Origin of the sequence: Arminella tubonensis (genome assembly GCF_003240585.1) — a bacterium.
GTDB classification, from domain to species: domain Bacteria; phylum Pseudomonadota; class Alphaproteobacteria; order Rhizobiales; family Rhizobiaceae; genus Rhizobium; species Rhizobium tubonense.
On record NZ_PCDP01000033.1, the window covers coordinates 39,116 to 64,442 of the forward strand.

Sequence of the window (25,327 nt, forward strand, 5' to 3'; positions counted from 1 at the left end):
AGGAAAGACTGGCGACCTCCAAATTCCCGCGCCAGTATTGCCGTATGTTTCATAAAAATTTATCGCGCGTCAAGAAATAAAATGCTTTAACTCACCTTCGCCCATGTCGGGAAGCGTTGGCGATTGGTGATGCAAAAGCCTTGTTATCTAGGGAGGACTGAGAAATATGGACGTGAAAACAAAGGATAAGATCGGTCTAGGCGTGATCGGCTGTGGCAATATCTCGATGACATATTTGCGGAATGCGGCGATGTTTGCCGGCATCGAATTGCGGGCTTGCGCAGACATCTCGGCCGATATGGCAGCTCATCGTGCCCGCGAATACAATATTCGCGCTAAGAGCGTTGACCAGCTTCTTGCCGATCCGGAGATCGACCTCATCCTCAACCTGACTATTCCCGCCGTACATTTTGACGTGACCATGTCGGCGCTGTCGGCAGGCAAGCATGTCTTCACGGAAAAGCCGCTGGCGACGTCTGCTACCGATGGCCGGACCCTAGTCGCGGACGCAAAGGCGCGCGGCCTGCTCCTCGGCTCGGCACCGGACACGTTCCTCGGCGCTGCCGGCAGGCGGGCTCGGCGCCTGATGGAAGACGGTGCGATCGGACGTCCGGTTGGCGGCACCGCCTTCATGATGGGCCGCGGCATGGAACATTGGCATCCCAATCCGCAGTTCTATTATCAACCCGGCGGTGGTCCGGTTTTCGATATGGGGCCATATTATCTGACCATGATGGTGAACCTGCTCGGCCCGGTCGTGCGGGTCATGGCCATGGCGTCGAAAGGTGAGGACGAGCGCCTGATCACTGCGGCCGGCCCGTTTCAAAACACCACGTTCAAGGTTGGCACCCCGACCAATGTCTTGTCGCTGCTGGAGTTCCAGTCGGGCGCGACGGTGAATTTCGGGGCGTCCTGGGATGTCTTCCGCCATTCCAACCACCCGATCGAATTGCATGGTACGGAGGGCTCCATTCGTCTGCCGGATCCTGATACATTTGGTGGAACGGTTTCGCTCTCCGAAGGTGGCGCCGACTGGCGAGATTTTGAGAGCGAAGGCGAGCTTTACGGCGAACGAAACTGGCCGTTCGATGCGCCCGATCGGGCAAACTATCGCATGCTCGGCGTGGCCGACCTCGTGCGGTCGCTGGGGGAGGGTAGGGCGCCGCGCGCATCCGGCGACCTCGCGCTGCATGTGCTCGAAATCATGGAGGCTATTCTTGCCTCAGGTGAAAGCCATCAGTCGGTGAGCGTGGGCCTGACCGTAGCGCAGCCGCCTTTGCTCGGCGAAGACGAAGCCCGAAGTTTTTTGGCTTGAGCGGGATTGGGAAGGCTGGCATGCTGGGAGAGATCGACAATGGCGCGCGGCGTGTTCTGGATATGGGCGTAAAGGAGAGGCCGCGCCGCTTTGAAACCGGCACGCCGGAAGAAGCTCGCATCGACTATGATGCGGGTTGCCCGTTGCTTCAGGGCGAGAGGGAGGTCGTTGCCTGCGTCGAAGATCGCAGGATCGTCGGGCCGAACGGTCCGATCGCCGTGCGCATCTATCGCGGCATCGGCGCGCCTGCTGAACGCGGCCCGGGCCTTCTCTATCTTCACGGGGGCGGCTGGGTGGTTGGCAATCTCGAGTCTCACGACGAGATTTGCCGATGGTTCGCCAATCTCGGCGCATGTAGCGTGGTTTGCCCGGACTACCGCCTGGCACCGGAGCACAAGTTTCCCGCCGGATTGATGGATTGTGCCGCAACGCTCGCCTTCATGGCGTCGTCCGCCGGCGAGCTCGGTATTGATCCGCGCCGGATCGCCGTGGCAGGAGACAGCGCCGGCGGCAATCTTGCAGCCGTGGTGGCGCTTTTGTCGCGCTCAGACGATGGCCCGCCGATTGCTGCGCAATTGCTTCTCTATCCGAATACGGATGCTGCACAAACCGCCGACAGTTACCGCCGTTTTTCCGAAGGCTTCGGTTTGACGGCGGCAACGATGAGGTGGTTTCGCGATCACTATGTCAGGGACGCGGACGACATCGCCGACTGGAAGGTCTCTCCCCTGCGGGCGGAAAGTCTAAGGGAAGCGGCGCCGGCCTTCGTTGCCATTGCCAGCTATGACATTCTCGCCGACGAGGGCACTGCCTACGCCAGACGATTGGATGATGATGGCGTTCGTGTCGTCATGCGCCTTTGGACGGGGCAAATTCATGGCTTTGTCTCCATGGGAAAATACATTCGCGATGCGCGGCAGGCCGTCGAGGAAGCCGTCGCTGCCTGGCGCAGTTTTGAAGAGGCTGCCGACTGAGCGACCGGCCGCGCGCTACGCCGATTGCCGCATGACCAGCGTTCCATCAAGCCTGACCTTGCGCGGGATCGCCTGGACCGGTGCGCTCGTATCGCCGAGAAGCGCCAGCAGCGTATCGACGCTGTCGGCGGTCATGGATGCGAAATCCTGTGCCATTGTCGTCAGCGGCGGACAGGTGTAACGGCTCAAAGGATGATCGTCATGGGCGGCAATGCGAAGGTTGTCGCCCTTCTTGCGTCCAATCTTCAGCCGGTGCGCAAACGCGGCTGCCATGACACCGAAAGCCAGACGATCGTTGGCGCAAAGGATTGTCTTGCTCGGAAGTTTGCTCGATCCCAGCATCCCGTCCATCTGTTCGTAGCCGATGCGCTCGAAATCCCAAGTGTAGTCGGCATTCGTCTTGATGACCATCGGCTCGTAGCCTTGAGCCTCCATCGTGGCGATGTAGCTTGCAAGCCTCTCCGGCGAATTGTGGTTGACGTGCGGAATATCGAGATAGGCTGGTGCGTCTCCGGACCGGCAGAGATAATCGACGATCATCGCGACGCTTTGATAATTGTTGTTGCCGATGAACGGCGTATTTCCCTCGATATAGGTATCGAAGTAGACGATGGGCAGATTTTGCACCAGCTTTTCAAAAACGCGCGGGTCGGACTTCAGACCGAGGGGAGCAACCACTGCTCCGGCGACCTTCAGAGATAGCATCGTTTTGACGGCCTCGGCTTCGAGCTCCGGCAAGCCATGTGAGGAAATTACGATAGGCCAATAACCCTCATCGCGAAGGCGCAGCTCCAGCCGGTTGACCATTTCGGCGTAGAAGGGGTCGGTCAGGGCTGGAACCAGAATGCCCACGTTGCGTGTCCGCTTCCGGTTGAGGTTCCGCGCGTAAAGGTTCGGCTGATAGTCCGTCGATCGAAGTGCGGCCTCGATCAGCGCTCGCGTTGCCGGCTTTACGCTCGTCGGATCGTCAAAGAATTTCGACAATGTTGGGCGGGAGACCCCGCAGGACTTCGCGAAATCCTCCATCGTCTTATGAGTCAATTTTTCCATCAATATTCGACCGTTTTTGACGGACCGGTCAGCCGGTCCCGAATGAGTTATGCGTCCGCCTTCAAACATGCGCAACCGAAGCCGTAAATTCCAGGCAAGTTATCTCGACATCCATGTCGCCGAAAAATATTGCACGTGACAATATATTAATTGACGCATTTTAGCATCCTGAGGTGCGAGTATGCCGCTCGGGCGCCCGCAGCGCGCCGCCGCCAAACAGATGTTGAGCATATCGCCGACATCGAAGCTTTCTCATCTGTGGCCCCGAGAAACCATGCGATAGATAAAAGATATGTGGCATCGATAATCTAATCTTTTACTTCTTCTGCCAATCTTTACCGGACAATCCGATGCCGCCCTCCGCTGCAGGTGTTTTTGGAGGGACCCGGGAGGTGGATATGGTGGATTTCAAGGGAATTGACGCGTTCAGCTTTCTGAATGCCTGCTCCTTTGCTGTCTTATGCACGAACGAAGAGGGCTTTATCCTCTTCAGGAATCCAGCCGCAGATGAACTTTTGGGTGCTCGTGCTCCCTTGCGCAGCTCGATATCCGAGCTGTTCTTAGAATGGCCGCTTCCATCCTCCCAGACAATGATACGCGCGGCAGATGGCGACGAGGTGGCCTGCGAGGTCTCATCCACGGTTTGCCAAGCCGAAGCGGGCTTGCTTACCGTCATCATGATCGCGTCTGCAGGCGGTCGCACGCGGGCATCGATCGCTTTGAGGGAAGCAAATCTACGCTTGCGCTTCGTCATCGAAATGCTGCCACAGGCTGTCTGCGTTTTCGACGCTGAGGACCGCTACGTACTCTGGAACGAGAAATACACGGACCTCTACACTGACATCGCCGCGCATCTGCGCCCCGGCATTCCCTTTGAAGATATCCTGAAGATCAGTCTTGCTAGCGGTGAGATGCAGGAACTCGTCGATGATCAGGAGGCCTGGCTTCGGCAGCGTTTGGAAAAACACCGCATGGCGTTGTCGCACGAAGAACAGCAGCTGCGAGACGGCCGCTGGCTCCGGCATGACGATCGGCGCACACCGGACGGCGCCATCGGAATGCGAATCGATATCACCGAATTGAAACAGCGCGAAGAATGGCTTCGGCAGTTGTTCGATGCCAATCCGATGCCGATGCTCTTATGCGATCCCGACACATTGTTGATACTGGAGGCAAACGTAGCCGCCGTCTCCTTTTACGGACATAGCAAGCCTGCCCTCCTCTCGATGAGGGCGAGCGATATGCATATCGGCGAGCAGGAAGTGAAATTCGGCGCCCTCCTTCACGATCTGACTGGCGATTGCGAGGCGAACACAGTCTGGACCCAGCTGACGGCCGGGGGCGACCATCGTCATGTCTTGATCTATGTGCGGTTCCTGCGCGAGGGCGGGGAGCACCGACTGCTGCTGACCGTCGCAGACGTGAGCAAGCGTGTACATGCGGAGACGCAGGCAAATCATCTTGCCCATCACGACGCGCTCACGGGTCTTCCCAACCGGATGCAGTTTCACAAGGTCTTGGAAGACGCACTGCAGGATGCGGCTAAGACGGGCACTTCCGTCACCATCCATTATCTCGATCTGGACGCATTCAAGCCCGTCAATGACACGTTTGGCCATGCCGTGGGCGACGAGGTGCTGAAGGTCGTGGCTGAGCGCCTGCGGACCGTGGCTGGCGCGGGCAATATCGTGGCTAGACTGGGAGGCGACGAGTTTGCCATCATTCAAACGACGCAGGACGAAGATCCCCGCCGCCTGGCGGAGCAGTGCATCCTCGTTCTGGAGGAGCCGATGATGTTGAAGGGACTGCCGATCAAGATTGGTGCGAGCGTCGGGGTCGCGATGTCACCCCAGAACGGAACCCAGGCTGACGATCTGCTGAATGCCGCCGATCGAGCCTTGTATCGTGCAAAGGCCGACGGGAAAAACACGTGGTGCATTGCAGCAGATATCGCGGCGTAGCCGGAGTTTTCGATTCTCGGATGCAACGCACCTATTGGCAATCGGCGGATCAACCTTCTTTGAGCAGCGTTCCGTTGTCCCGCCGCCGCCCGAACGGGAAGGTTGTATCCAACTGCGCGCTTAAGAGCGCCGGTCAGCCGGCGACTGTGCGCATCGCTGCACCTCATATTGCCAAGATCGGCCGCCTCGCCGCGCAACAAGCGGTCTCTTGGTGCGATGATCCGCGAACGAAAATTGCAAACCGCGGTCATGGGGCGATTTAGCCTTGAATGCAACCTTTGCGGTGATCATGTTGGGTGGACGAGCCGCCCGGTGGAGGAGCGCTGGGCGGTCAGGTAAAATGTCTCGATGGCGCGGTGCGTAAGGCCAGCTGACGATCCGAAAGTTTTAGTTGCCTGGGGAGGCGAAAATGGCATTGGACGATCCGGTTGTCATCGTGGGATCCGCCCGCACCGCCATCGGCGGTTTTCAAGGAGATCTCAAGGCTGCCAGCGCCCCCGAACTCGGAGCGGCGGCAATCAGAGCGGCCCTGGAACGGACCGGGGTTCGGCCTGAGGCGGTGGACGAAGTCCTATTCGGTTGCGTCCTGACTGCGGGGCAAGGCCAGGCGCCGGCGCGGCAGGCGGCGATCGGTGCGGGCCTTCCTTATGAAACCGGCGCCACGACCGTGAACAAGATGTGCGGCTCCGGAATGAAAGCCGTCATGCTCGCCCATGATCTGCTCGCCGCCGGCAGCGCCTCGGTGGCTGTGGCAGGCGGCATGGAAAGCATGACGAACGCCCCCTATCTGCTTGATCGTGCTCGGGGTGGCTATCGTCTTGGCCACGGCCGCGTTGTCGACCACATGTTCCTCGATGGGCTGGAAGACGCCTATGACAAGGGGCGCCTGATGGGCAGTTTCGCCGAGGAATGTGCCACCGCCTACCAGTTCACCCGTAAGGCACAGGACGACTATGCGATCGTGTCGTTGAGACGGGCGCAGAAGGCGATCGCTGACGGTTTCTTCGAGGCAGAAATTGCGCCTTTCAAGGTCGCAAGCGGCCACCTAGAACAGATCGTCGCGCTTGATGAGCAGCCCGGTAAAGCCAAATTCGAAAAGATCCCGACGCTTAAACCCGCATTCCAGGAGGGCGGGACTGTGACGGCTGCAAATTCGAGCTCGATTTCCGACGGCGCGGCCGCGCTTGTCTTGATGCGCCGTTCTCAAGCCGATCGATTGGGCCTGAAGCCGCTTGCAACGATCAGGGGCCATGCCACCCATGCACAGGCTCCCAATCTCTTTGCCACCGCGCCGATTGGTGCGCTCACCAAGCTCAGCGAGCGTACGGGCTGGTCATTGAAAGACACGGATCTGTTCGAGATCAATGAAGCTTTTGCCGTTGTCGCCATGGCCGCGATGCGCGATCTGGACCTGCCCCATGACAAGGTGAATGTGCATGGCGGGGCCTGCGCACTCGGCCACCCGATCGGCGCGTCAGGTGCCCGCATCATGGTCACCTTGCTTTCGGCACTCGCACAATATGGGCTGAAGCGTGGCATGGCAGCAATCTGCATCGGCGGCGGCGAGGCAACCGCCATCGCCATAGAGCGGCATTGATACGTTTCGGGAGGAGGTTTCAATGATCCTGACGGAAGCACAACAGCAGATACGCGACGTCGCCCGCGATTTTGCGCGCGAGCGTCTTGCGCCGGGTGCTGCCGAGCGAGACGTCTCGCAGCGGTTTCCTCGGGAACAGCTGAAAGAGATGGGCGAGATCGGTTTTCTCGGGATGCTACTGCCGGAAGTCTATGGCGGTTCGGATGCAGGCGCGGTCGCCTATTCCATCGCCATCGAGGAGATTGCCGCCGGCGACGGCTCGTGCTCCACGATCATGAGCGTCCATAGCTCGGTCGGCTGCGTGCCCATCCTGAAATTTGGCACTGAGGTGCAGAAGGAAAGATTCCTGCCGAAACTCGCAAGCGGGGAGTGGCTCGGCGGCTTTGCGCTTACCGAGCCGCAGGCGGGCTCTGATGCCTCCAACCTGCGGACGCGTGCCCGTCGCGACGGTGATCACTACATTCTCAACGGCGCCAAGCAGTTCATCACCTCGGGCAAGAACGGACAGGTGATCATCGTTTTCGCGGTCACCGACCCGGATGCCGGCAAGAAGGGGATTTCTGCCTTCATCGTTCCAACCGATACGCCGGGTTACGAGGTTGTGCGCGTCGAGCATAAGCTAGGCCTGCATTCCTCCGACACCTGCCAGCTTGCCTTCAACGACATGCGGCTGGCGGCGGATCTGAGGCTCGGAGAAGAAGGCGAAGGCTACCGGATCGCCCTTGCCAATCTCGAAGGCGGTCGTATCGGCATCGCCGCGCAGGCCGTCGGCATGGCGCGCGCGGCTTTCGAGGCGGCGCGCGATTATGCGAAGGATCGGGTGGCTTTCGGCAAATCCATTATCGAACATCAGGCGGTCGCTTTTCGGCTCGCCGATATGGCGACGAAGATCGAGGCGGCGCGTCATCTGGTGCTGCATGCGGCCGAGTTGAAGGAAACCGGGCAGCCTTGTCTCACGCAAGCGTCGATGGCCAAGCTCTATGCATCCGAGATGGCGGAGGCCGTCTGCTCCGATGCCATCCAGATCCACGGCGGTTATGGGTACATGGCCGATTATCCGGTCGAGCGCATCTACCGGGATGTTCGCATCTGCCAGATTTACGAGGGTACAAGCGATGTCCAGCGCATTGTCATTGCGCGGAGCCTGTGAACGACAGACGCTGGATTCGGGGCAACCGAGGAGGAATGAAAAGGCATGGCCGAGTTCACGCAATTGAGTCTGCATGTCCCCGAGCCGGCGGTACGTCCCGGCGGCCAACCGGATTTTTCCACCGTCAAGATACCGAAGGCCGGATCGGTGCCGCGTCCTGATGTGGATGCCGCGCCCGAGACGATCCGTGATCTGGCCTATTCCATCATCCGTGTTCTTAACCGCGAGGGTGAAGCTGTGGGTCCCTGGGCCGGTCTCCTTTCGGACGATGATTTGCTGACCGGATTGCGCAATATGATGAAGCTGCGGGCCTTCGATGCGCGCATGCTGATGGCACAGCGGCAAGGCAAGACATCGTTTTATATGCAGCATCTGGGCGAAGAAGCTGTCGCCTGCGCCTTCCGCAAGGCGCTTGCAAAGGGTGACATGAACTTCCCCACCTACCGTCAGGCCGGCCTCTTGATTGCCGACGACTATCCGATGGTCGAGATGATGAACCAGATATTCTCCAACGAGAGCGATCCGCTTCGCGGCCGGCAATTGCCGGTGATGTATTCCTCCAAGGAGCACGGCTTCTTCACCATTTCCGGCAATCTCGCGACGCAGTATGTGCAGGCGGTCGGTTGGGCCATGGCATCGGCGATCAAAAATGACACGAGGATCGCGGCAGCCTGGATCGGCGATGGGTCGACGGCGGAATCCGACTTTCATTCCGCGCTGGTCTTCGCCTCGACCTACAAGGCACCTGTCGTTCTCAATATCGTCAACAATCAATGGGCAATCTCCACCTTCCAAGGCATCGCCCGCGGCGGCTCCGGCACCTTTGCGGCCCGCGGCCTTGGCTTCGGCATCCCGGCGCTGCGCGTCGACGGTAATGATTATCTCGCCGTCTATGCCGTTGCCCGTTGGGCCGTGGAGCGCGCCCGGTTAAATCTTGGTCCCACGCTGATCGAATATGTCACCTATAGGGTCGGCGCGCATTCCACCTCGGACGATCCGAGCGCATACCGCCCAAAGACCGAGTCCGAGGCCTGGCCGCTCGGCGACCCCGTTCTTCGCTTGAAGAAGCACCTGATCGTGCAGGGGGCGTGGTCGGAAGAGCGGCACGCGCAGGCGGAAGCCGAAATCATGGACGAGGTGATCCAGGCCCAAAAGCAGGCGGAAGCCCACGGTACGCTTCAAGCCGGTGGCAAGCCCTCGGTGCGCGACATCTTCGAGGGGGTCTATGCCGAGATGCCCGCGCATATCCTCCGTCAACGTCAGAAGGCAGGATACTGAGATGGCCAGAATGACAATGATCGAAGCAGTGCGCAGCGCCATGGATGTCTCGATGGCGCTTGACGACAACGTCGTCGTCTTCGGCGAGGACGTCGGCTATTTTGGCGGCGTGTTTCGGTGCACGCAGGGACTTCAGGCGAAATACGGCAAGACCCGCTGTTTCGATGCGCCGATCAACGAATCCGGCATCGTCGGCACGGCAATCGGGATGGCGGCCTATGGCCTCAAGCCCTGCGTCGAGATCCAGTTTGCCGATTACATGTACCCGGCCTATGACCAGATAACCCAGGAAGCAGCCCGCATCCGCTATCGATCGCACGGCGATTTCACCTGCCCTATCGTTCTGCGCATGCCGACGGGGGGCGGCATATTCGGCGGCCAGACACATAGCCAGAGCCCCGAAGCACTCTTCACCCACGTCAGTGGCCTGAAGGTTATCGTCCCCTCCAATCCCTATGACGCCAAAGGATTGCTGATCGCCGCCATCGAAGACCCGGACCCGGTGATGTTCCTCGAACCGAAACGCCTCTACAATGGGCCGTTCGACGGTCATTATGAACGACCGGTCATTCCGTGGTCGAAACACGATCTCGGTGAGGTTCCGGACGGACACTATACCATCCCGATCGGCAAGGCCGAAGTTCGGCGCCAGGGCGCATCGGCAACCGTAATCGCCTACGGCACGATGGTGCATGTGGCACTCGCGGCTGCAGCGGAAACGGGGATCGATGCCGAAGTGATCGACCTCAGGAGCCTGCTACCCCTCGATCTTGAAACGATCGTGCAATCCGTGAACAAGACCGGCCGTTGCGTCATCGTGCATGAGGCGACGCTGACCTCCGGTTTTGGCGGCGAGGTGGCTGCACTGGTTCAGGAACATTGCTTCTACCATCTTGAAGCACCGATTGTCCGAGTGACGGGTTGGGACACGCCCTATCCGCATGCGCAGGAGTGGGACTATTTCCCTGGACCCGGCCGCGTCGGCCGCGCGCTCATTGAAGTCATGGAGGCCTGAACATGGGCGAATTTGTCATCAAGATGCCGGATATCGGCGAAGGCGTGGCCGAGGCCGAGCTTGTGGATTGGTTCGTCAAGCCGGGCGACCCAGTCGTGGAAGACATGGTGCTTGCCGCAGTCATGACGGACAAGGCAACCGTCGAGATTCCGTCTTCGGTCATCGGCACCGTCCTTTGGCTCGGTGCGGAGGTCGGCGACACCGTAGCCGTCGGAGCACCGTTGCTGCGGATCGAGGTCGGAGGTGAGGCGGCCGAGGCCGAAGAGACGACGGAAGCCGAAAGCGAGACACTGGCAGCTTCGCCAGCCGTGGCGCTAGCTGCCGCTCACGAACAGGCGCCAAAGCCTCTCGCTTCGCCTGCGGTCCGGCTTCGCGCCAAGGAGGCTGGCATCGATCTGCACCTGGTGCGGGGCACGGGGCCGTCCGGGGCGATCACCCATGAGGATATCGACCTCTTCGTCGGTCGCGGCGTGCAGCCGACATCCAAAGCAACGGATCTGGTGGGAAAAACAAACGTCGAGGAAATCAGGCTCACGGGCCTGCGCCGCCGCATTGCCGAGAAGATGACGCTTGCCACCTCGCGCATTCCGCATATCACCTATGTGGAGGAAATCGACGTGTCAGACCTGGAGGACTTGCGGGCGACGATGAATGGCGACCGCAGATCCGACCAGCCGAAGCTGACGATCCTGCCCTTCCTGATACAGGCGCTGGTTAAGGCCATTGAGGAGCACCCTGTCGTCAATGCCACCTTCGATGACGAGGGCGGCGTCATCACCCGCCATGGAGCGGTCCATATCGGCATTGCCGCACAGACGCCGGCGGGCCTGATGGTTCCCGTCTTGCGCAACGCGGAAGCGCGGGACATCTGGGCATGCGCCACCGAACTGAACCGGCTGGTGGAGGCTGCCCGCACCGGAACGGCGCAACGCGAGGAATTGACCGGCTCGACGATCACTGTCACGTCGCTGGGCGCGCTCGGCGGCGTCGTGACGACACCGATCATCAATCACCCTGAGGTGGCGATCATTGGCGTCAACAAGATCATGATGCGCCCTGTCTGGGACGGCAACCGGTTCATTCCCCGCAAGATGATGAACCTGTCGTCGAGCTTCGATCACCGGGTGGTGGATGGATGGGATGCGGCGAGCTTCATCCAGCGAGTGAAGGCCCTGCTTGAAACGCCTTCGCTGATTTCGATCGAATGACGAGGCGCATACGAAGGCGCGCAGCAATCAGGCGGCTGATCGCCCAGCCCTGTTGGCCCCGGTTGCGCTGACGTCGACACGGAAGTCCGTTGTCAGCGCCACGCCGAATTCGGCATCTGCTTCCGTCACCGAATAGCGACCGAGGCGGACGTCCTCGGCGACGGCCTGGGGGTCACGTTCCAAAGGGTTGCCATAGCCGCCGCCGCCTGGGGTCTGAACACGGACTCGGTCTCCGGGCCGCAAGGCGATGTCCTGCGCCTTCGAGAGATGTTCCGGCGTCATCGGAACGCCGCTTCTCCACACCGTCACGACATTGGGACGCCCGTCGCTACCGCCGAGCGCACCTTGCGGGCCGAAGCGGCCGTGATCCATCACGAAGCTTGCGGTCGCATTGCCTCGGCGGATCTCGATTTCATAGTCGAGCCCGAATCCGCCCCGATGCAGGCCGGCCCCACCGGAGCCTTCTCGCAACGCGTAGCGGTGATAAAGGACCGGGAATTGCTGCTCCATGATTTCGACAGGGGGCGCCTTGGATATTCCGATGGTCGAGCAACCATTGGCAAGTCCGTCATGATCGATGTTGCCCCCATAGCCGCCGCCTGAAATCTGATACATGACATAATCGCGGCTGCGGTCCGGATCATGACCGCCGAGTGCGAAATTGCCGGAGCTGCCGGCGGGAGCGGCGGTGACCCGATCGGGAAGTGCTTCGACCAGTGCCGCGAACACCGCCTCCGCAATGCGCTGGGAGACCTCTGCGGCGCATCCGGACACGGGTCGTGGATAGTGCGCATCGAGGAAAGTGCCGACGGGCGTCTTTACCTTCAGGGGTTCGAATGCGCCGGCGCTGATCGGCACGTCGGGGAAAATATGCCGCATCGCGAGGTAGACGGAAGAGAGCGTGGTGGCGAGAACCGAATTCATCGGGCCGGCGCAGGGCTTGGAGGAGCCGGTGAAATCGAACTCGAGTTCGTCGCCCTTCGCCGTGATCGCCAGCCTGATCTCAAGCGGCTCGTTCACCACGCCATCGCTGTCGATATAGGCAACGGAGTGGTAGACGCCCTCGGGGATGAGCCGGACGTTCGCGCGCATCTGTTCGGCCGATCGTCTGCGCAGCTCGCCGATCGCTGCCTTCACAATGTCGTCGCCATATCGGTCCAAAATCCGTGTCAGCCGTTTTTCTCCGACCAGCAGGGCGGCCGCCTGCGCCTTGACGTCGCCGATGCGCTGTTCGGAAACCCGGATGTTCGAGCAGATGATCGCGTAGATTTCTGCGTCGAGCTTGCCTTCCTTGAAAAGGCGGACCGGCGGCAACCGCAAGCCTTCCTGCTCGACAGATGTGGCAGAGGCCGAAAAGCCGCCAGGTACCGCGCCGCCCGTATCGGGCCAATGCCCGGTGTTTGAAAGCCAGCAGTAGATTTCGCCATCCCGGTAGAAGGGCATGGCAAAGCGCACGTCCATCAGATGCGTGCCGCCGAGATAGGGATCGTTGACGATGTAGATGTCGCCGGGCTTCGGCGCGGCAGCCTTTCCAGATGCGATCATCTCGATTAGCGTTCGCGTCGAATACTGCATCGTGCCAACGAAGACCGGCAGGCCGCCGGCGCCCTGGGCGATGAGCGAGCCGTCTTCGGCCGAATAGATACCGTCCGAGCGGTCGTTGGCCTCGGCAATCACAGGAGAGAACGCGGCGCGGGAGAAGGAGAGGTCCATTTCGTCGCAGACCTGCTGCAGGCCGGACTGGATGACGCTCAAGGTAATGGGATCGATGCTCATTGCTCGCCTCCGATCGTGATGATGATATTTCCGTCCGCATCCTGGACGGCCTTGTCGCCGGGCTCGATCAGGATCGTCGTGTCCATCTGTTCGACGATCGCGGGACCGGAGATGGTGGCATCTGCTGGAAGGTGGTCGCGCCAGTAGATTGGCGTCTCAACCCAGCGGTCGAACCACACCTGCCTGCTTCCCGTCTGGGCTTCCATAAGCGATGCCCTGCGGCCATCCTTGTCGATCAGCATGGACAGATCGATTTCCGTGCGACGGCCGATCACCGAAGTGTTGACGTTGACGAGGCTCGCCCGGATTTCGGGAAGCTCGACATGGAATCTGCCGAAATACATCTCCTCGAAGCGGGCCTGCAACTCGGCGTGCGTCGGTAGCGGTCCGGGGAGCGGAACGCGCAAAAGATGCGTCTGGCCGATGAATTGCATGTCGACCGAGTGCATTTCCCGGATTTCCCGGATCGCGACCCGCTCCTTGGCGATCAGGCGTCGACCCTCTTCGGATTGCTTGGCGAAGAGGTGATGGACGGCGTCGATGTCGGCGACATCGAGCGGCCGGTTGACCGTGTTGACGAAGTCATGGCGGAGGTCGGCGACCACGCATCCCAGCGCATTCGTTATGCCTGGCCGCGGCGGCGTCAATACCCTTGGAATGCCGAGCTCTCTGGCGATGGATGTCGCATGCAGGGGCCCCGCGCCACCGAACGAGAACAGTGCGAAATCGCGTGGGTCCTCGCCGAGGCTGACCGAGACCATTCGTACGGCATCCGCCATTCGGGCGTTGGCGACCCGTAAGACTGCCGCAGCTGAGGCAACGGCGTCCAGACCGAGCGGCTTGCCGAGTTCGGCTTCGAAGATCTCCTTGATGTCGTCGACCGACATGCCGCCCGGCACCGAATTCAGCTTGGCGGGATTGAGGCGACCGAGAATGAGGTTGGCGTCGGAAATCGTCGGACGTGTTCCACCGCGCCCGTAGCAGATCGGCCCCGGCGAAGCTCCGGCGCTTTCCGGTCCAACCTGCAGGAGGCCGGCTGCCGTTACCCGGGCGATCGACCCGCCACCCGCGCCGACGGTTCTGACGTCGACCATCGGCACATGGATCGGCATCGCATACTCGATCTCGATCTCGTTGGAGACAGCAGGTTCGGCGTTGCGGATGAGAGCGACGTCGGTAGAGGTTCCACCCATGTCGTAGGTGATGAGATCCGGGATTCCGGCGCGGCGCCCGGTATAGGCCGCAGCCATGACGCCGGACGCAGGGCCGGACATAACAGTCTTTGCGGCCTCCTTGGCAACATGGCGAGCAGATACCATGCCGCCATTGCCGTTCATCACGAGCACGTCATGCTTGTAGCCGCGCTCCGCGAGCCGGTCGGCCAGGCGGGAGACATAGCGGGCAAGCAGCGGTTGGACGGAGGCATTGACCGCAGCGGTCACGCCGCGTTCGTATTCGCGGCTCTCCGAGAGCAAAGCGTGGCCGAGCGTGATGTTTTCATTCGGCCAGACCTCCGCGGCGATCTCGCCCGCCCTCAATTCGTGGGCGGGATTGGCGTAGGCGTGAAGAAAATGGATGACGAGCGCTTCGCAACTCCTGGCGATCAGCTCCTGGAGCGCTGCACGTAGTGCGTCTTCGTCAAGTATTTTGAGCACGTTTCCGGCGGCGTCCATCCGCTCGGGCACTTCGAGACGCAGGTCCCTCGGGATGATCGGTTTGAATTCACCCTTCATGCCATAGGCGTTGGGGCGCGTGCGTCTGCCAAGTTCGAGGACATCGCGAAATCCCTGTGTGGTGATGAGCCCCGTGCGGCACAGGTTGCGTTCAAGCACCGCGTTGGTCGTGGTCGTCGTGCCATGCACGATCAGATCGAGCGAGGCGATATCGGCTTCTGCCGCATCGAGCGCGTTGAGCACGCCGGTTGCCTGGTTGTCCAGCGTGGTCGGTGTCTTGGCCAGCCGTACCTTGCCGGAGACCGTGTCGAAGAGAACGAGATCGGTGAATGTTCCGCCAACATCGATGCCAGCGACTTGCGACTGCTCGGCGACCGGTTCGGCCCCTTCGTTCGATGAAGACTGTTGCACGGCTCGTTCCCATTATTGTTTGTATACGAATGAATTAAGTCGATCGATCAAGCGCTTGTCAAGCGACGCGCTTGCTTATCCGACGTCACCGAAGACCGTCTTTTCCCTCGATGCCGGAAACCGTCAGGCCGCCGATGCGAGGCAGAGGCCGACCGCCGACAGCCATTGCTATTGCGACGACGATCTCGTCGGGTTTCGGGGCATCGCTGACCGACACCTCCATGCCGTCGAAATGGGAGCGCACGAACGCTGCATCCTTGTGTCCAAGGGGAATGTCGAACGGGCGGCCGGGGCCACCGCGCTTCTTGGATGACGGGATCAGCGCAGCACCGCCTCCGATCGTGTCGCGGAGCGGCTTTCCGAGGGAGGGATGGAGTAGGGCAGCTGCGTGCTCGAGCTCTCCGTCCTCTCCGACTAGCGCTGCCTTGCCATAGCTTTCCACGACTGTTGGAGAGACGCCGAGGGCAGTCAGACATTTGTGTCCCAGCAGGTCGCCGAGCTCAGCTCCGAGATCGACCAGAACGGTCAGATCCTCCACATAGCGTCCGGCGAAGGGATTGGCGATGACTGCCACCGCTGCCGCCTTTCGGACCGGCTTGTCGAGCTTCACGCCGATCTCGGCGTGGGTTTCTTCGACAATGACGGATATGCGCCTGATGGAAGCGTTCAACGAAGTCCGTCCTCGCCCTTGATGTCGGAAGCTCTCAGCCCGCCGGCGCGATTGTGAATGCGGGCGCCGGTGGTCATGACGAGAACGACGGCCATTTCGTTGCCGCGCGGGCCGTCAGGCACTCCGACCTCCATCGAGTCGAAATGGCTGCGGACATAAGATGCGTTGATGTGGGTGATCGGGACATCGAGCCGGGTTCCCGGCCCGCCGACCTTCTTTGAGGACGGAACGATCGCTTTTGCGCCGCCGAGAACCTCGCGCATGGCGTACCCTCCAGGAGCGTGCCAGAGCGCGCCGTGCTCGAGCTCGCCGTTCTGGCCGACGATGATGCCCTTGCCATAGCCCTCGACCGCGGCTGGGTCTCCACCGAGTGCTGCAATCAGACGTGTCGCCATGTCCAGCCCGAGCGGCTCCAGGTCCTTCATGAAGCCCGTGATCTCTTCATGGTAGGAGCCGGCAAAGGGATTCTCAATCACGGCAACAATCGCCCCCCGCATGAGGGGCTTCTGCGCCGCCTTGCCGCCCTCATGATAGATCTCCTCGATCATCGTCAGGAATTTGCGAATATTTACCTCAGGCATCGAAGGTCGCTCCGGTTTGTGCATTGTGAAGAATGACTTGATGATGCGGGCCTTCGCCTGGCACGACAAGCCGGCCGCGATTTTTCAGGAACAGGGCTGCACGATGGATCAGATCGGCATCGAGAAGGCGTTTCGCCTGTGCCGCGCCCGCAGAAAGTGCCCGATCGATCTCGTCTTCATCCAGGGGGCCGCAATCCACGACGACCATCCGCTCGCCCAGATCGCTGTCGTCGACAACGTCGGTCGCCCGGGCACGACGGACTTGGCGGTGATCCGGCAGGTCGACGGCGTTGGCCACGATGGTGGCGGCCGCGTCGGCGGCGGCAGCAGTCGCGGCAATGATGGTGACGCTGTCGGCGATTCCCATCGACAGGCTGCGTCCTCCCCGTCCGCTTGTCGCAATCCCGCGCGAGGGGCTCGTTCCGGCGATCGCGAAATCGCCGAGCGATACCCCGCTTTCTGAGGCCATGCGGATACGAAATTCGGAAGACTGGTCGATATGCAGCGAGATGTCCCCGCCATTGTTGACGTAGATTCGTGAGGGACCTTCGCCGGCATCGAAAGCCAAGAGCATCGCAGATATAATCTCATCGGCCACCGCTCCGGCGACCGCTGCCATTGGCGTGATGAAGTGGCTCTCGGCAAACGGGCTGACGGCCTGCATCATTCGCATCGCGACCGCCCCGGACGGACGCTTGGCATGCTTGTTGGCGGGAGCCCTCAGCAAGGCGAGTTCGCCGACAAGCTCTTCGAGAACGGTCTTAAAACGCGTCCGCGCAGCGTCGAAGGCCTTTTTGCGCAGCAACGAACCGTCCAGCCCGGTACGCACAGCGTCGTCGACGCCGATGATGAGGTCGACAGGGCCGTGCTGCAGATGCAGTCGTCCGTCGGGATTGCCGTCGTCAAGAAACCGTGAAATTGGCCGGAGCATCCGAACCTCCGCTCAACCGCCCCAGCGGAAGTTTCGACCTTCGGTCGGCCATGGAGAGCCGCCCATCGGGCTGACGCGACGTTCCGCGACCGCAAGCGCCTCTTCGATCGGGACCACGGCCTCCATGTGGCCGCCCAGGGCCCGGTAGTCCTCCAGGCGCATGGTGAATTCGATCGGCGCAACGAGCGCGGGCGTCGGCACGTAGCCGAAAGAGTTGGCCGGCATTTGAGTAACGTCCGCCATGACGGTGATGCCGCCGCCCGGCCAGACATAGGCTGGCGCGCCGCCGCATGAGACATAGGTCAGCGCTTCCTTCACCGAACGGGTGAGGCGGACCGGGTTCGTCGTCACGCCGGCCCGCAAGCTTCCGCCGGCCCCGCCGATGAACATGACCGATGACAGCGCCGGTTCGCAGTTCTCCGCGATGATCTCGACCGATTCCTGAATGGCAGCGGGCAGCACGGTCTGAATCTCCGGCCGCAGGTTCTCGTCGAGCACGTAGTAGGCATATTGCTCGCCCGTGGTGGATACCATCAGCATCCGCATGCCGGGCCATGCGGTCTTCGGGTCGAACTCGGAGAGGATGGTCAGAGGATCGGCGATGTTGGTGCCGCCCCAGCCGATGCCGGGTTCGGCCACCTGGAAGTAACGGCCCGGCGTGGAGCGACGTCCCTTGATGCGGATTCCGGTCGGCGGTACGTCGAGCAGCTTGCCTGCCTGATGTTCGGACAGGACGCCTGTGATATGGTCGTCGACGACGACGACCTCGTCGACATGGCCCATCCACTGTTTCGCAAACATGCCGATCGTCGCCGAGCCACACCCGACGCGCATCCGGCTCTCCGCGGCGCCGTTGATGACCGGCGCCGCGCCCGCCTTGACGGTAAGACTGACGCCGCCGTCGACCTGCATGTCGACCGCCTCGCCGTTGCAAAGCTTGAGAAGCGTGTCGCAGGTGACCCGGCCTTCCTTCTTCGATCCGCCGGTCAGGTGATGCACACCGCCGAGCGAAAGCATCTGGGATCCGTACTCACCTGTTGTTACATGTCCGACAGTCTCGCCGTCGACGCGGATGGCGGATGTTTCCGGCCCAAGAAAGCGATCGGTGTCGATCTTAACCTTCGCGCCGCAGTAGCTGAAGATGCCTTCGGTGACGACCGTCACCATGTCGACACCGTTTTCCTTCTGCGAGACGATAAAGGGGGCAGGCTTGTAATCGGGATATGTTGTTCCGGCTCCAACTGCAGTGACGAAGCGCTTCGTCGATTGGACGAGATCGCCGTCCCATTCCGCCTCGTCGGGTCTGGCGAGGAATGGAACAATGTTGCCGCCCTCAGATATTGTGTTCTCGATGATTGTGAGTGGATCGACGCGGATGAGGTCTCCACCGACGTTGGCGTACCTGTCGCAGGCGCCTGCCCGTCCGTCGGCAATGTAGCACATCACGGGACAGGCGTCGCAACGGATCTTGCCGTTGGCGGTGCTCTCGACCTGCTGTTTCACCATGCCGCTCTCCTGTTCGTTTAAGCCTGATCTCAGGGCCGTTCAGGTCGGGGCGGTGTTCCGTCCTCGTTCCCCATTCTTGTTTGTATGCGAATGACTATCATCTCTCGAGGAGATGCTGTCAAGTTCTCTGGCGGCTGTGGCCGTTGTCCGGGATATAGGCAGGCTGCGGTCCTGCGCCTTGCAATGGACCACAGGACGTTGAACAATCGCGTCGACAGGGTTAAAGCCTGAACATACGCATGCATACAATTCCTGCACGAGGACGTTTTAATGCAGATTTCCGCTGAAACCGGGCATATTGAGGAGACACCTTACCAGGTCGAAAGACAGGTCGGTTTCCTGCTGCGCCAGGCAAACCAGCGGCACGTAGCCATCTTTTCCAATATAATCGGCGACAAATTGACGACAACCCAGTGGTCTGCTCTTTCGAAGCTGCAGCAAAACCAGCCGTGCTCGCAGAATCAGTTGGGACGCGAAACGGCGATGGACGTCGCGACCATCAAGGGTGTCGTGGATCGTCTGGTAAAGCGCGGGCTGGTGGCGACTGTTCCCGACATGTCCGATGCCAGAAGGGTTGTCCTGTCGCTGACGCAGCAGGGGGAAGAGGTGGTCACAGAAAATAGGCAGGCCGCAAGAGCCGCGACGGAAGAGACCCTCTCGCCTTTGACCTCAGGCGAAAGAATGATCTTCCTCGAACTGCTGCAAAAGCTTTGCTAGCTGTCGGCCCGGGCAGGCGCGACGGAAGGCGAACATTCCCGATAAAACGCTTTGACTTTTCTCGCCGACACTGGAATATTCGTTTGTATACGAATGAATATTGTTGGCGAGGGATTTGGTATGAACATGGAAGTGAAGAATTCCACCGTCGAGCATCTGCCCCTTGGGGCCGGCCTTGCCACAGTCCGCTTTCCCATTCCCGAGAACGTCTTTGCACAGACGGTGACCGAGGTGCGCCATTTTACGGATCGGCTATTCAAGTTCCGGATCACGCGGCCACCAGAATTCAGGTTCAGGTCGGGCGAGTTCATCATGATCGGTCTTCCCAACGCGGAGAAGCCGGTCTACCGCGCCTATTCCATCGCCAGTCCTTTCTGGGATGAAGAAATCGAATTCTACTCGATCAAGGTGCCGGGCGGACCGCTGACCGAGGAGCTTCAGAAAATTGTCCGTGGCGATACGGTGCTTATGCGCAAGAAGCCGACGGGTACGCTGGTGCTTGATGCGCTCATTCCCGGCAAGCGGCTTTATATGCTGTCTACCGGAACCGGCGTCGCGCCGTTCGCCAGCCTTATCCGCGATCCGGAAACCTACGAGAAGTTCGAGGAGATCGTTCTCGTCCAGACTTGCCGCGACGTCGACGAATTGACCTATATATCGGACATTGTTGACGGATTGCGCGAGGATCCCCTGATCGGAGAACTGGTCGGAGATCGCCTTCGGCTTCATACCACGACGACGCGCGAACCCTTCGCACGGATGGGTCGCATCACCGATCTGCTTTCGAGCGGGCGGTTCTTCGCCGACACGGGTCTTCCTCCTATCGATCCCGAGATGGATCGCGCCATGATCTGCGGTTCGATGGAGATGCTGAAGGATACGAAGGCGGTCCTCCAGTCCTTCGGTCTTGTGGAAGGTGCGAACAACGCGCCGGCGACATTCGTGGTCGAGCGCGCCTTCGTCGGCTAATGCTGAGGCTCGGCTTCAGCGCATTCTTGCTGTCAAAGTGGCAGTCGTTGCCAGTTCGATCTGATCCGGCATGCGTGGCAGAACATGTGCAAGGATCTGATCGTGCGACATGGTCGACGAACTGCCGACCGCGTCGGTCGCGACCACCACATGAAAACCAGCGTCGACGGCATCGAACACGCTTGCCAGCACGCAAACATCAGTCTCGACGCCGCTGAAAATCAGCGTGTCGACGTTCTCCTGGCGCAGTCTATCGGCAAAGCCCGGAGCACCGAAGATCGAATAGGTGGTTTTCTCAACCAGGGCACCTTCGGGCGCGATCGCTGCAAGAGGCTCCATCAGATCCTGCATAGCCGGGTCCATCTGATCGGTCGTGAGCATCGACCACCGGCGATAATAGGTCTCCCAGCTTCCAGGCGCATGCTCGGGCGCGGAAGGCACCATGAACTTCGCAAACAGCGTCTTTCCCGCGTAGAAGTCGCAGAGCTCGAGAATATTGGGCAATATCGCTGCCATGACTGGCGTATGCCAGGCGGTCTCTTCGGCAAATAGCCGCTGCATGTCGATCACGATGTGGCGAATGGTCGGGGCTGACGGCACCATCTCAGGTCTCGACGGCTATGGTGTGGGAGGGAGACCAGGAGAGTGTGACTTCAGACCTGCCGGGCAGGATGGTGCCGTCGGTGTTCTGGGCAAACAGCTTCAATTCGTTCCCGTCCGCTGTCGTCAGAACATAGGTCAGCGCAGCTCCCGCATAGATCACGGTCTGCACGGTCGCCTTCAGGCTGTTGCGCTCCGGATCGGTAGCCGTGCCTTGCCTGACGACCGCCATCTTTTCAGGCCGCACCGCAAGGGTGGCAGCCGTGCCGATGGTGCCGGTTGGGCCGCTGGAGCGGACCAAAGTCCCGTCCCCTAGCTTCACCCCACCAGCGACAACCGTTCCGGTCAGGAAATTCGCGTCTCCAAGGAACTGTGCGGCGAACCTCGTCCTCGGCCGCTCGTAGATCTCGGATGGTGCTCCGATCTGGACAATCCTGCCGCGGTCGAGAATTGCGACGCGGTCGGAAAGCGTCAGGGCCTCTTCCTGGTCGTGGGTCACGAAAATGGTCGTCAGCCCGGTTTCTCGCTGGATGCGAAGAAGCTCCACCTGCATTTCCTGCCTCAGACGGCGATCAAGCGCCGATAGGGGTTCGTCGAGCAGAAGAACGCTTGGCTTGATGACCATAGCGCGCGCCAGTGCCACCCGTTGCTGCTGGCCACCTGAAAGTTGCTTGGGTCTGCGGCTGCCGTATCCTGGTAGCCTCACCATCTCCAGCGCCTCCTCCACCTGACGCCGTGCGTCCTCGCCCTTTATGCCGCGGCGGGCAAGGCCGAACCCGACATTCTCAGCAACAGTCATGTGCGGAAACAAGGCATAGTTCTGGAACACCATTCCGATGTTGCGTGCCCAGACAGGCGTGTCGGTCACGTCGCTGCCGCCGATCGATACCGTTCCCATATCCGGGGCTATGAAGCCAGCGACGATCCGCAGCAGGGTTGTCTTTCCAGAGCCGGAAGGGCCGAGCAGGCTTGTGAACGAGCCCTCAGCAAAGCTTGTGCTGATGTCAGACAGCACCGGGGTCTGGCCGTAGGACTTCGCGACCGAAGATACTTCAACGTTTGTCACTGATGCCTCCCGGGCGGGCGAAGAGAACGAAGACAAGGATCGAAGCCATGGAGCCAAGCAGCAGAATGGTCGAGATTGCGTTTATCTCCGGAGTGAAACCTTTGCGGATCGCCGAGTAGATCTGGACGGGCAGGGTCGTGTAGCCCGGCGTTGCCAGAAAATACGAGATCACGAATTGGTCGAGCGAAACGGCGAAGGCGAACAATGCGGCCCCGACGATGCTTGGCGCGAGCAGCGGCAGCGTCACGGAGAAGAAGGCGTGTAGGGGCGTGGAGCCGAGGCTGATGGCGGCTTCCTCGAGATCTGCCCGGATCGTCTGAAATCCGGTTCCGACGACCAGCACCACATAGGGGATTGCCAATGCGACGTGACCGATGATGAGCGCATGCATGCCGCGGCCGATGCCGGTCCAGAAGAAGAAGACGAGCATCGCCGTGCCGGTTATAAGCCATGGTATCGCAATTGGTGGCAGAAGCAGGAGTTGAAGCAGCGTCTTGCCCTTGAACGTGCGACGGGCAAGGGCGACTGACGCCATCGTGCCGAGAACCGTAGCCACAACCGCGGTGATGACCGCGATCACGACGCTGTTTATGCCGGAGGTGATCAACTGGTCATTGCCCGCAAGTTCCGAATACCATTTCGTCGAGAAGTGAAACGGCAACTCGTAGAGCGAGGATTCGTTGAACCCCATCGCCATCATCACGACGATCGGAAGGTACAGGAAGACCAGGATCAACAGCAGGTAGATGCGGGCGAGGGCAGTCATGCTGGTGCCCCCGTGCCGCGCCGAAGCACACCGGAGAAAGTGGCGAAGATCGCAAGGACCACAGCCAGCATGGTGAAGGAAAGGGCGGCGCCGAGCGGCCAGTTGAAGGCCTGGGTGAACTGGTCTTCGATGACAGTGCCCATCGTGACCCCGACCCGGCCGCCGAGAATTCGCGGCTCCATGAACGACCCGATGACGGGTACGAAGGTCAGCACCGATCCGGACACGATGCCTGGCATGGCCATGGGCACAAGTATCCTGAAGAGGATCGTCCACCAGCGTGCACCAAGGCTCGCGGCCGCTTCGACAATCGCATCGTCGATCGTCACCAGCGCGATGTAGCAGGTCAGGATCATGTAGGGCAGGTAGCCATGGACAAGTCCGACGACTATGGCGGGGCGCGTGTAGAGGAATCCGACCGAGCCGGCCTCAGGCGCAAGCCAGTGAACGACGCTGTCGAGGAAACCGCCTTCGCGCAGGACCATCGTCCAGGAAAAGATGCGGACAAGTCCGTTTGTCCAGAACGGAAGAAGGATCAGTATGAGCAACGTTTCGCGCATGCGATTGGCAGTCGCGCGAGCAAGCGCAAGGGCGGCGAAGAAGCCGAGAATGGCGCAGGAGATGGTGGTCGCGAACCCGATCAGGAGCGAAGTCCAGGCGATCCCGACGAGATAGGGCTGGGTGACAAACGACTTATATTGCTTCAGCGTAAAGACGATCGGCGCGCGTCCCATCGGCGTCGCGTTCATGAAGCTGAACACCAGCATCGTCAGGAGCGGCAGAAAGACGGCCACGAAAAGCCAGCCGTAGGTCGGCAGCAGAAGGGCGACGGTCGGGAACCAGCCGGGCAGGCGGCCCCGGCCGCGCGCGCCTTGCAACGCGCTCGCGGCCGTCTGGTTTGCCTCAAGCGGCATAGAAGGCTTTCACTTCCTGCCAGAGGTTGTTGAAAGATTCACGACGATCGTCAGGCAATGCAGACTGGATTGTCATCGTCTTGAGGTATTCCGGCTTATGGATTGCCCGGTTCAGGTCGTCGGCCGGAAGCTTCTCCATGGCCGCCGCGTTCGCCGAAGCGGGAGCGCCGACTTTAGTCGCCCATTCTACATAGAAATCAGGGTCGATCATGTAGTTGATGAAGGACAGCCCAGCCTCGGCATTGGCAGCGCCGGCCGGCACGCAGAGGCTATCGAGCCAGCCAATGCCGCCTTCTTTCGGAACGACGAACTCGACGGGCAGCTTGCTGTTGCGCTTCGAGCGCACCGCCGCTCCCGACCAATAGACGGAAAGGTCGAATTCCTTGGCAGCGAACGACTTGTTCCACTGGTCTTCGCTGGACCAAAGCAGCTTGACGTTGTCCTTGAAGCCCTTCAGCTTCTCAGTAACCGCGGCCAGATCCTTTGGATTGTTCATGTCCTGACCGGAAAGAAGGGCGCCGATGGCAACGCCTGTGACAGCGTCGTCAAACAAGGCAACACGGCCCTTATGGGAGGGATCCCCGAGTGCGGCATAGCTGTCGGGTTTCGGCGCTCCCTCGACGATTGCAAGCGAGGTGATACCCCAGACCCAGGAGACGCCGTAGGTCTTGCCATCCAGCTGCAGATTAGGGTGGCCCTTCAATTCCGGCGACAGTCCCGCCGAATTCTTGACGGCGGACAGATCGATCGCAGTGATAAGGCCTTCGCCGGCCGCCTGCTGCGTGCGGGCGCTGTTGATTAGGACGACGTCATAGGCGCCTGGATTGGTGCGCAGTTTCGTCAGCATTTCCGGTTCGGAGCTGAAGTAGTCGTGCACCACTTCGATACCGGTCTTGTCGGTAAATGCCTTGACGGCCCATTTCTCGTCCGTGCCGTATCCTTGCCAGTTGAGGACGGTAATCTTCGTGGCAGCACGCAACTGGCGGGGCATGATGGTAGAAGCGGCGGCGGCAAGCGCCCCGGTTCCGATGAGCGCAAGTGTCTGACGTCGTGTGGTGTTAAACATGCTGGTTTGCCCCTCTCTCTTGTTGTCGGCGTGCAATCAACGTCGCCGGCCTTGTTGGCCGTGACAGCAACCTACCTGGCCCGATCGCACCCCTTTTCCTCTTGGGCAACCATCGAGCATGCAACTTGAAACA

23 protein-coding genes are annotated in these 25,327 nt (G+C 60.6%); 10 read left to right on the forward strand and 13 right to left on the reverse strand.

The genetic code is table 11. From position 1 onward, the window contains the following. Window positions 1–166: 166 nt before the first annotated feature. The gene (locus tag CPY51_RS10635; protein WP_111160215.1) at window positions 167–1,315 is read left to right on the forward strand and encodes a Gfo/Idh/MocA family protein; all 1,149 of its coding nucleotides are present in this window, start codon (window positions 167–169) and stop codon (window positions 1,313–1,315) included. Window positions 1,316–1,335: 20 nt separating this feature from the next. After that, the gene (locus tag CPY51_RS10640; protein ID WP_111160216.1) at window positions 1,336–2,289 is read left to right on the forward strand and encodes an alpha/beta hydrolase; all 954 of its coding nucleotides are present in this window, start codon (window positions 1,336–1,338) and stop codon (window positions 2,287–2,289) included. A gap of 15 nt (window positions 2,290–2,304) precedes the next feature. Here CPY51_RS10640 and CPY51_RS10645 read toward each other — a convergent pair whose 3' ends face one another. Both CPY51_RS10645 and CPY51_RS33350 read right to left on the reverse strand, forming a co-directional pair. After that, window positions 2,305–3,339: a LacI family DNA-binding transcriptional regulator gene (locus CPY51_RS10645; RefSeq protein ID WP_111160217.1), complete on the reverse strand. Its 1,035-nt coding sequence runs from the start codon at window positions 3,337–3,339 to the stop codon at window positions 2,305–2,307. Between the two features lie 316 nt (window positions 3,340–3,655). Then, window positions 3,656–4,093, reverse strand: coding sequence for a hypothetical protein (locus tag CPY51_RS33350; protein WP_244598585.1), 438 nt, complete (start codon window positions 4,091–4,093; stop codon window positions 3,656–3,658). On the opposite strand from CPY51_RS33350, the gene CPY51_RS10650 reads away from it, so the two are divergent. The 6 genes from CPY51_RS10650 (at window position 4,080) to CPY51_RS10675 (ending at window position 11,548) form a co-directional block, all read left to right on the forward strand. Then, window positions 4,080–5,300, forward strand: coding sequence for a diguanylate cyclase domain-containing protein (locus CPY51_RS10650; protein WP_244598587.1), 1,221 nt, complete (start codon window positions 4,080–4,082; stop codon window positions 5,298–5,300). The two genes, CPY51_RS33350 and CPY51_RS10650, sit on opposite strands and share 14 nt — an antisense overlap. A gap of 409 nt (window positions 5,301–5,709) precedes the next feature. Continuing rightward, window positions 5,710–6,897: an acetyl-CoA C-acyltransferase gene (locus tag CPY51_RS10655; RefSeq protein WP_111160219.1), complete on the forward strand. Its 1,188-nt coding sequence runs from the start codon at window positions 5,710–5,712 to the stop codon at window positions 6,895–6,897. Between the two features lie 22 nt (window positions 6,898–6,919). After that, on the forward strand, window positions 6,920–8,047 hold the full coding sequence (locus CPY51_RS10660; protein ID WP_111160220.1) for an acyl-CoA dehydrogenase family protein: 1,128 nt from the start codon (window positions 6,920–6,922) through the stop codon (window positions 8,045–8,047). Window positions 8,048–8,092: 45 nt separating this feature from the next. After that, window positions 8,093–9,325, forward strand: a complete 1,233-nt coding sequence (locus CPY51_RS10665; RefSeq protein ID WP_111160221.1) for a 3-methyl-2-oxobutanoate dehydrogenase (2-methylpropanoyl-transferring) subunit alpha — start codon at window positions 8,093–8,095, stop codon at window positions 9,323–9,325. A 1-nt stretch (window position 9,326) separates the two neighbouring features. Then, complete coding sequence (locus CPY51_RS10670; RefSeq protein WP_111160222.1) at window positions 9,327–10,340, forward strand: alpha-ketoacid dehydrogenase subunit beta; 1,014 nt, start codon at window positions 9,327–9,329, stop codon at window positions 10,338–10,340. A 2-nt stretch (window positions 10,341–10,342) separates the two neighbouring features. Next, window positions 10,343–11,548 carry a dihydrolipoamide acetyltransferase family protein gene (locus tag CPY51_RS10675; protein ID WP_111160223.1) on the forward strand — a complete coding sequence of 402 codons (1,206 nt, stop codon included), beginning with the start codon at window positions 10,343–10,345 and terminating at the stop codon, window positions 11,546–11,548. 27 nt (window positions 11,549–11,575) lie between these two features. Here CPY51_RS10675 and CPY51_RS10680 read toward each other — a convergent pair whose 3' ends face one another. The 6 genes from CPY51_RS10680 to CPY51_RS10705 form a co-directional block, all read right to left on the reverse strand. Next, entirely contained in the window at window positions 11,576–13,324 is a 1,749-nt protein-coding gene (locus CPY51_RS10680) for a hydantoinase B/oxoprolinase family protein (RefSeq protein ID WP_111160224.1), read from the reverse strand. Next, the gene (locus tag CPY51_RS10685; protein WP_111160225.1) at window positions 13,321–15,408 is read right to left on the reverse strand and encodes a hydantoinase/oxoprolinase family protein; all 2,088 of its coding nucleotides are present in this window, start codon (window positions 15,406–15,408) and stop codon (window positions 13,321–13,323) included. Before CPY51_RS10685 ends, CPY51_RS10680 begins: the two co-directional genes overlap by 4 nt. Before the next feature lie 85 nt (window positions 15,409–15,493). Further along, window positions 15,494–16,078 carry an amino acid synthesis family protein gene (locus CPY51_RS10690; protein ID WP_111160226.1) on the reverse strand — a complete coding sequence of 195 codons (585 nt, stop codon included), beginning with the start codon at window positions 16,076–16,078 and terminating at the stop codon, window positions 15,494–15,496. Continuing rightward, window positions 16,075–16,659, reverse strand: a complete 585-nt coding sequence (locus CPY51_RS10695; RefSeq protein WP_111160227.1) for an amino acid synthesis family protein — start codon at window positions 16,657–16,659, stop codon at window positions 16,075–16,077. The genes CPY51_RS10690 and CPY51_RS10695 overlap by 4 nt, the downstream gene beginning before the upstream one ends. Beyond that, complete coding sequence (locus CPY51_RS10700) at window positions 16,652–17,590, reverse strand: UPF0280 family protein (protein WP_111160228.1); 939 nt, start codon at window positions 17,588–17,590, stop codon at window positions 16,652–16,654. Before CPY51_RS10700 ends, CPY51_RS10695 begins: the two co-directional genes overlap by 8 nt. A 12-nt stretch (window positions 17,591–17,602) precedes the next feature. Next, the gene (locus CPY51_RS10705; protein WP_111160229.1) at window positions 17,603–19,096 is read right to left on the reverse strand and encodes a 6-hydroxynicotinate reductase; all 1,494 of its coding nucleotides are present in this window, start codon (window positions 19,094–19,096) and stop codon (window positions 17,603–17,605) included. A 270-nt stretch (window positions 19,097–19,366) separates the two neighbouring features. On the opposite strand from CPY51_RS10705, the gene CPY51_RS10710 reads away from it, so the two are divergent. Next, window positions 19,367–19,813 carry a MarR family winged helix-turn-helix transcriptional regulator gene (locus CPY51_RS10710; RefSeq protein WP_111160230.1) on the forward strand — a complete coding sequence of 149 codons (447 nt, stop codon included), beginning with the start codon at window positions 19,367–19,369 and terminating at the stop codon, window positions 19,811–19,813. A gap of 120 nt (window positions 19,814–19,933) precedes the next feature. Continuing rightward, window positions 19,934–20,782 carry a ferredoxin--NADP reductase gene (locus CPY51_RS10715; protein ID WP_420820684.1) on the forward strand — a complete coding sequence of 283 codons (849 nt, stop codon included), beginning with the start codon at window positions 19,934–19,936 and terminating at the stop codon, window positions 20,780–20,782. 15 nt (window positions 20,783–20,797) lie between these two features. On the opposite strand, the gene CPY51_RS10720 is transcribed toward CPY51_RS10715, so the two are convergent. The 5 genes from CPY51_RS10720 to CPY51_RS10740 are packed head-to-tail and all read right to left on the reverse strand — an operon-like array spanning window position 20,798 to window position 25,119. Next, a complete protein-coding gene (locus CPY51_RS10720) occupies window positions 20,798–21,385 on the reverse strand; it encodes a cysteine hydrolase family protein (RefSeq protein ID WP_111160231.1) in 588 nt (195 codons plus the stop codon). Window position 21,386: 1 nt separating this feature from the next. Next, the gene (locus CPY51_RS10725) at window positions 21,387–22,448 is read right to left on the reverse strand and encodes an ABC transporter ATP-binding protein (RefSeq protein WP_111160232.1); all 1,062 of its coding nucleotides are present in this window, start codon (window positions 22,446–22,448) and stop codon (window positions 21,387–21,389) included. Further along, the gene (locus CPY51_RS10730; protein WP_111160233.1) at window positions 22,435–23,214 is read right to left on the reverse strand and encodes an ABC transporter permease; all 780 of its coding nucleotides are present in this window, start codon (window positions 23,212–23,214) and stop codon (window positions 22,435–22,437) included. Before CPY51_RS10730 ends, CPY51_RS10725 begins: the two co-directional genes overlap by 14 nt. After that, entirely contained in the window at window positions 23,211–24,128 is a 918-nt protein-coding gene (locus tag CPY51_RS10735) for an ABC transporter permease (protein WP_111160234.1), read from the reverse strand. The genes CPY51_RS10730 and CPY51_RS10735 overlap by 4 nt, the downstream gene beginning before the upstream one ends. After that, complete coding sequence (locus tag CPY51_RS10740) at window positions 24,118–25,119, reverse strand: ABC transporter substrate-binding protein (protein ID WP_420820686.1); 1,002 nt, start codon at window positions 25,117–25,119, stop codon at window positions 24,118–24,120. Before CPY51_RS10740 ends, CPY51_RS10735 begins: the two co-directional genes overlap by 11 nt. Window positions 25,120–25,327 lie beyond the last annotated feature (208 nt).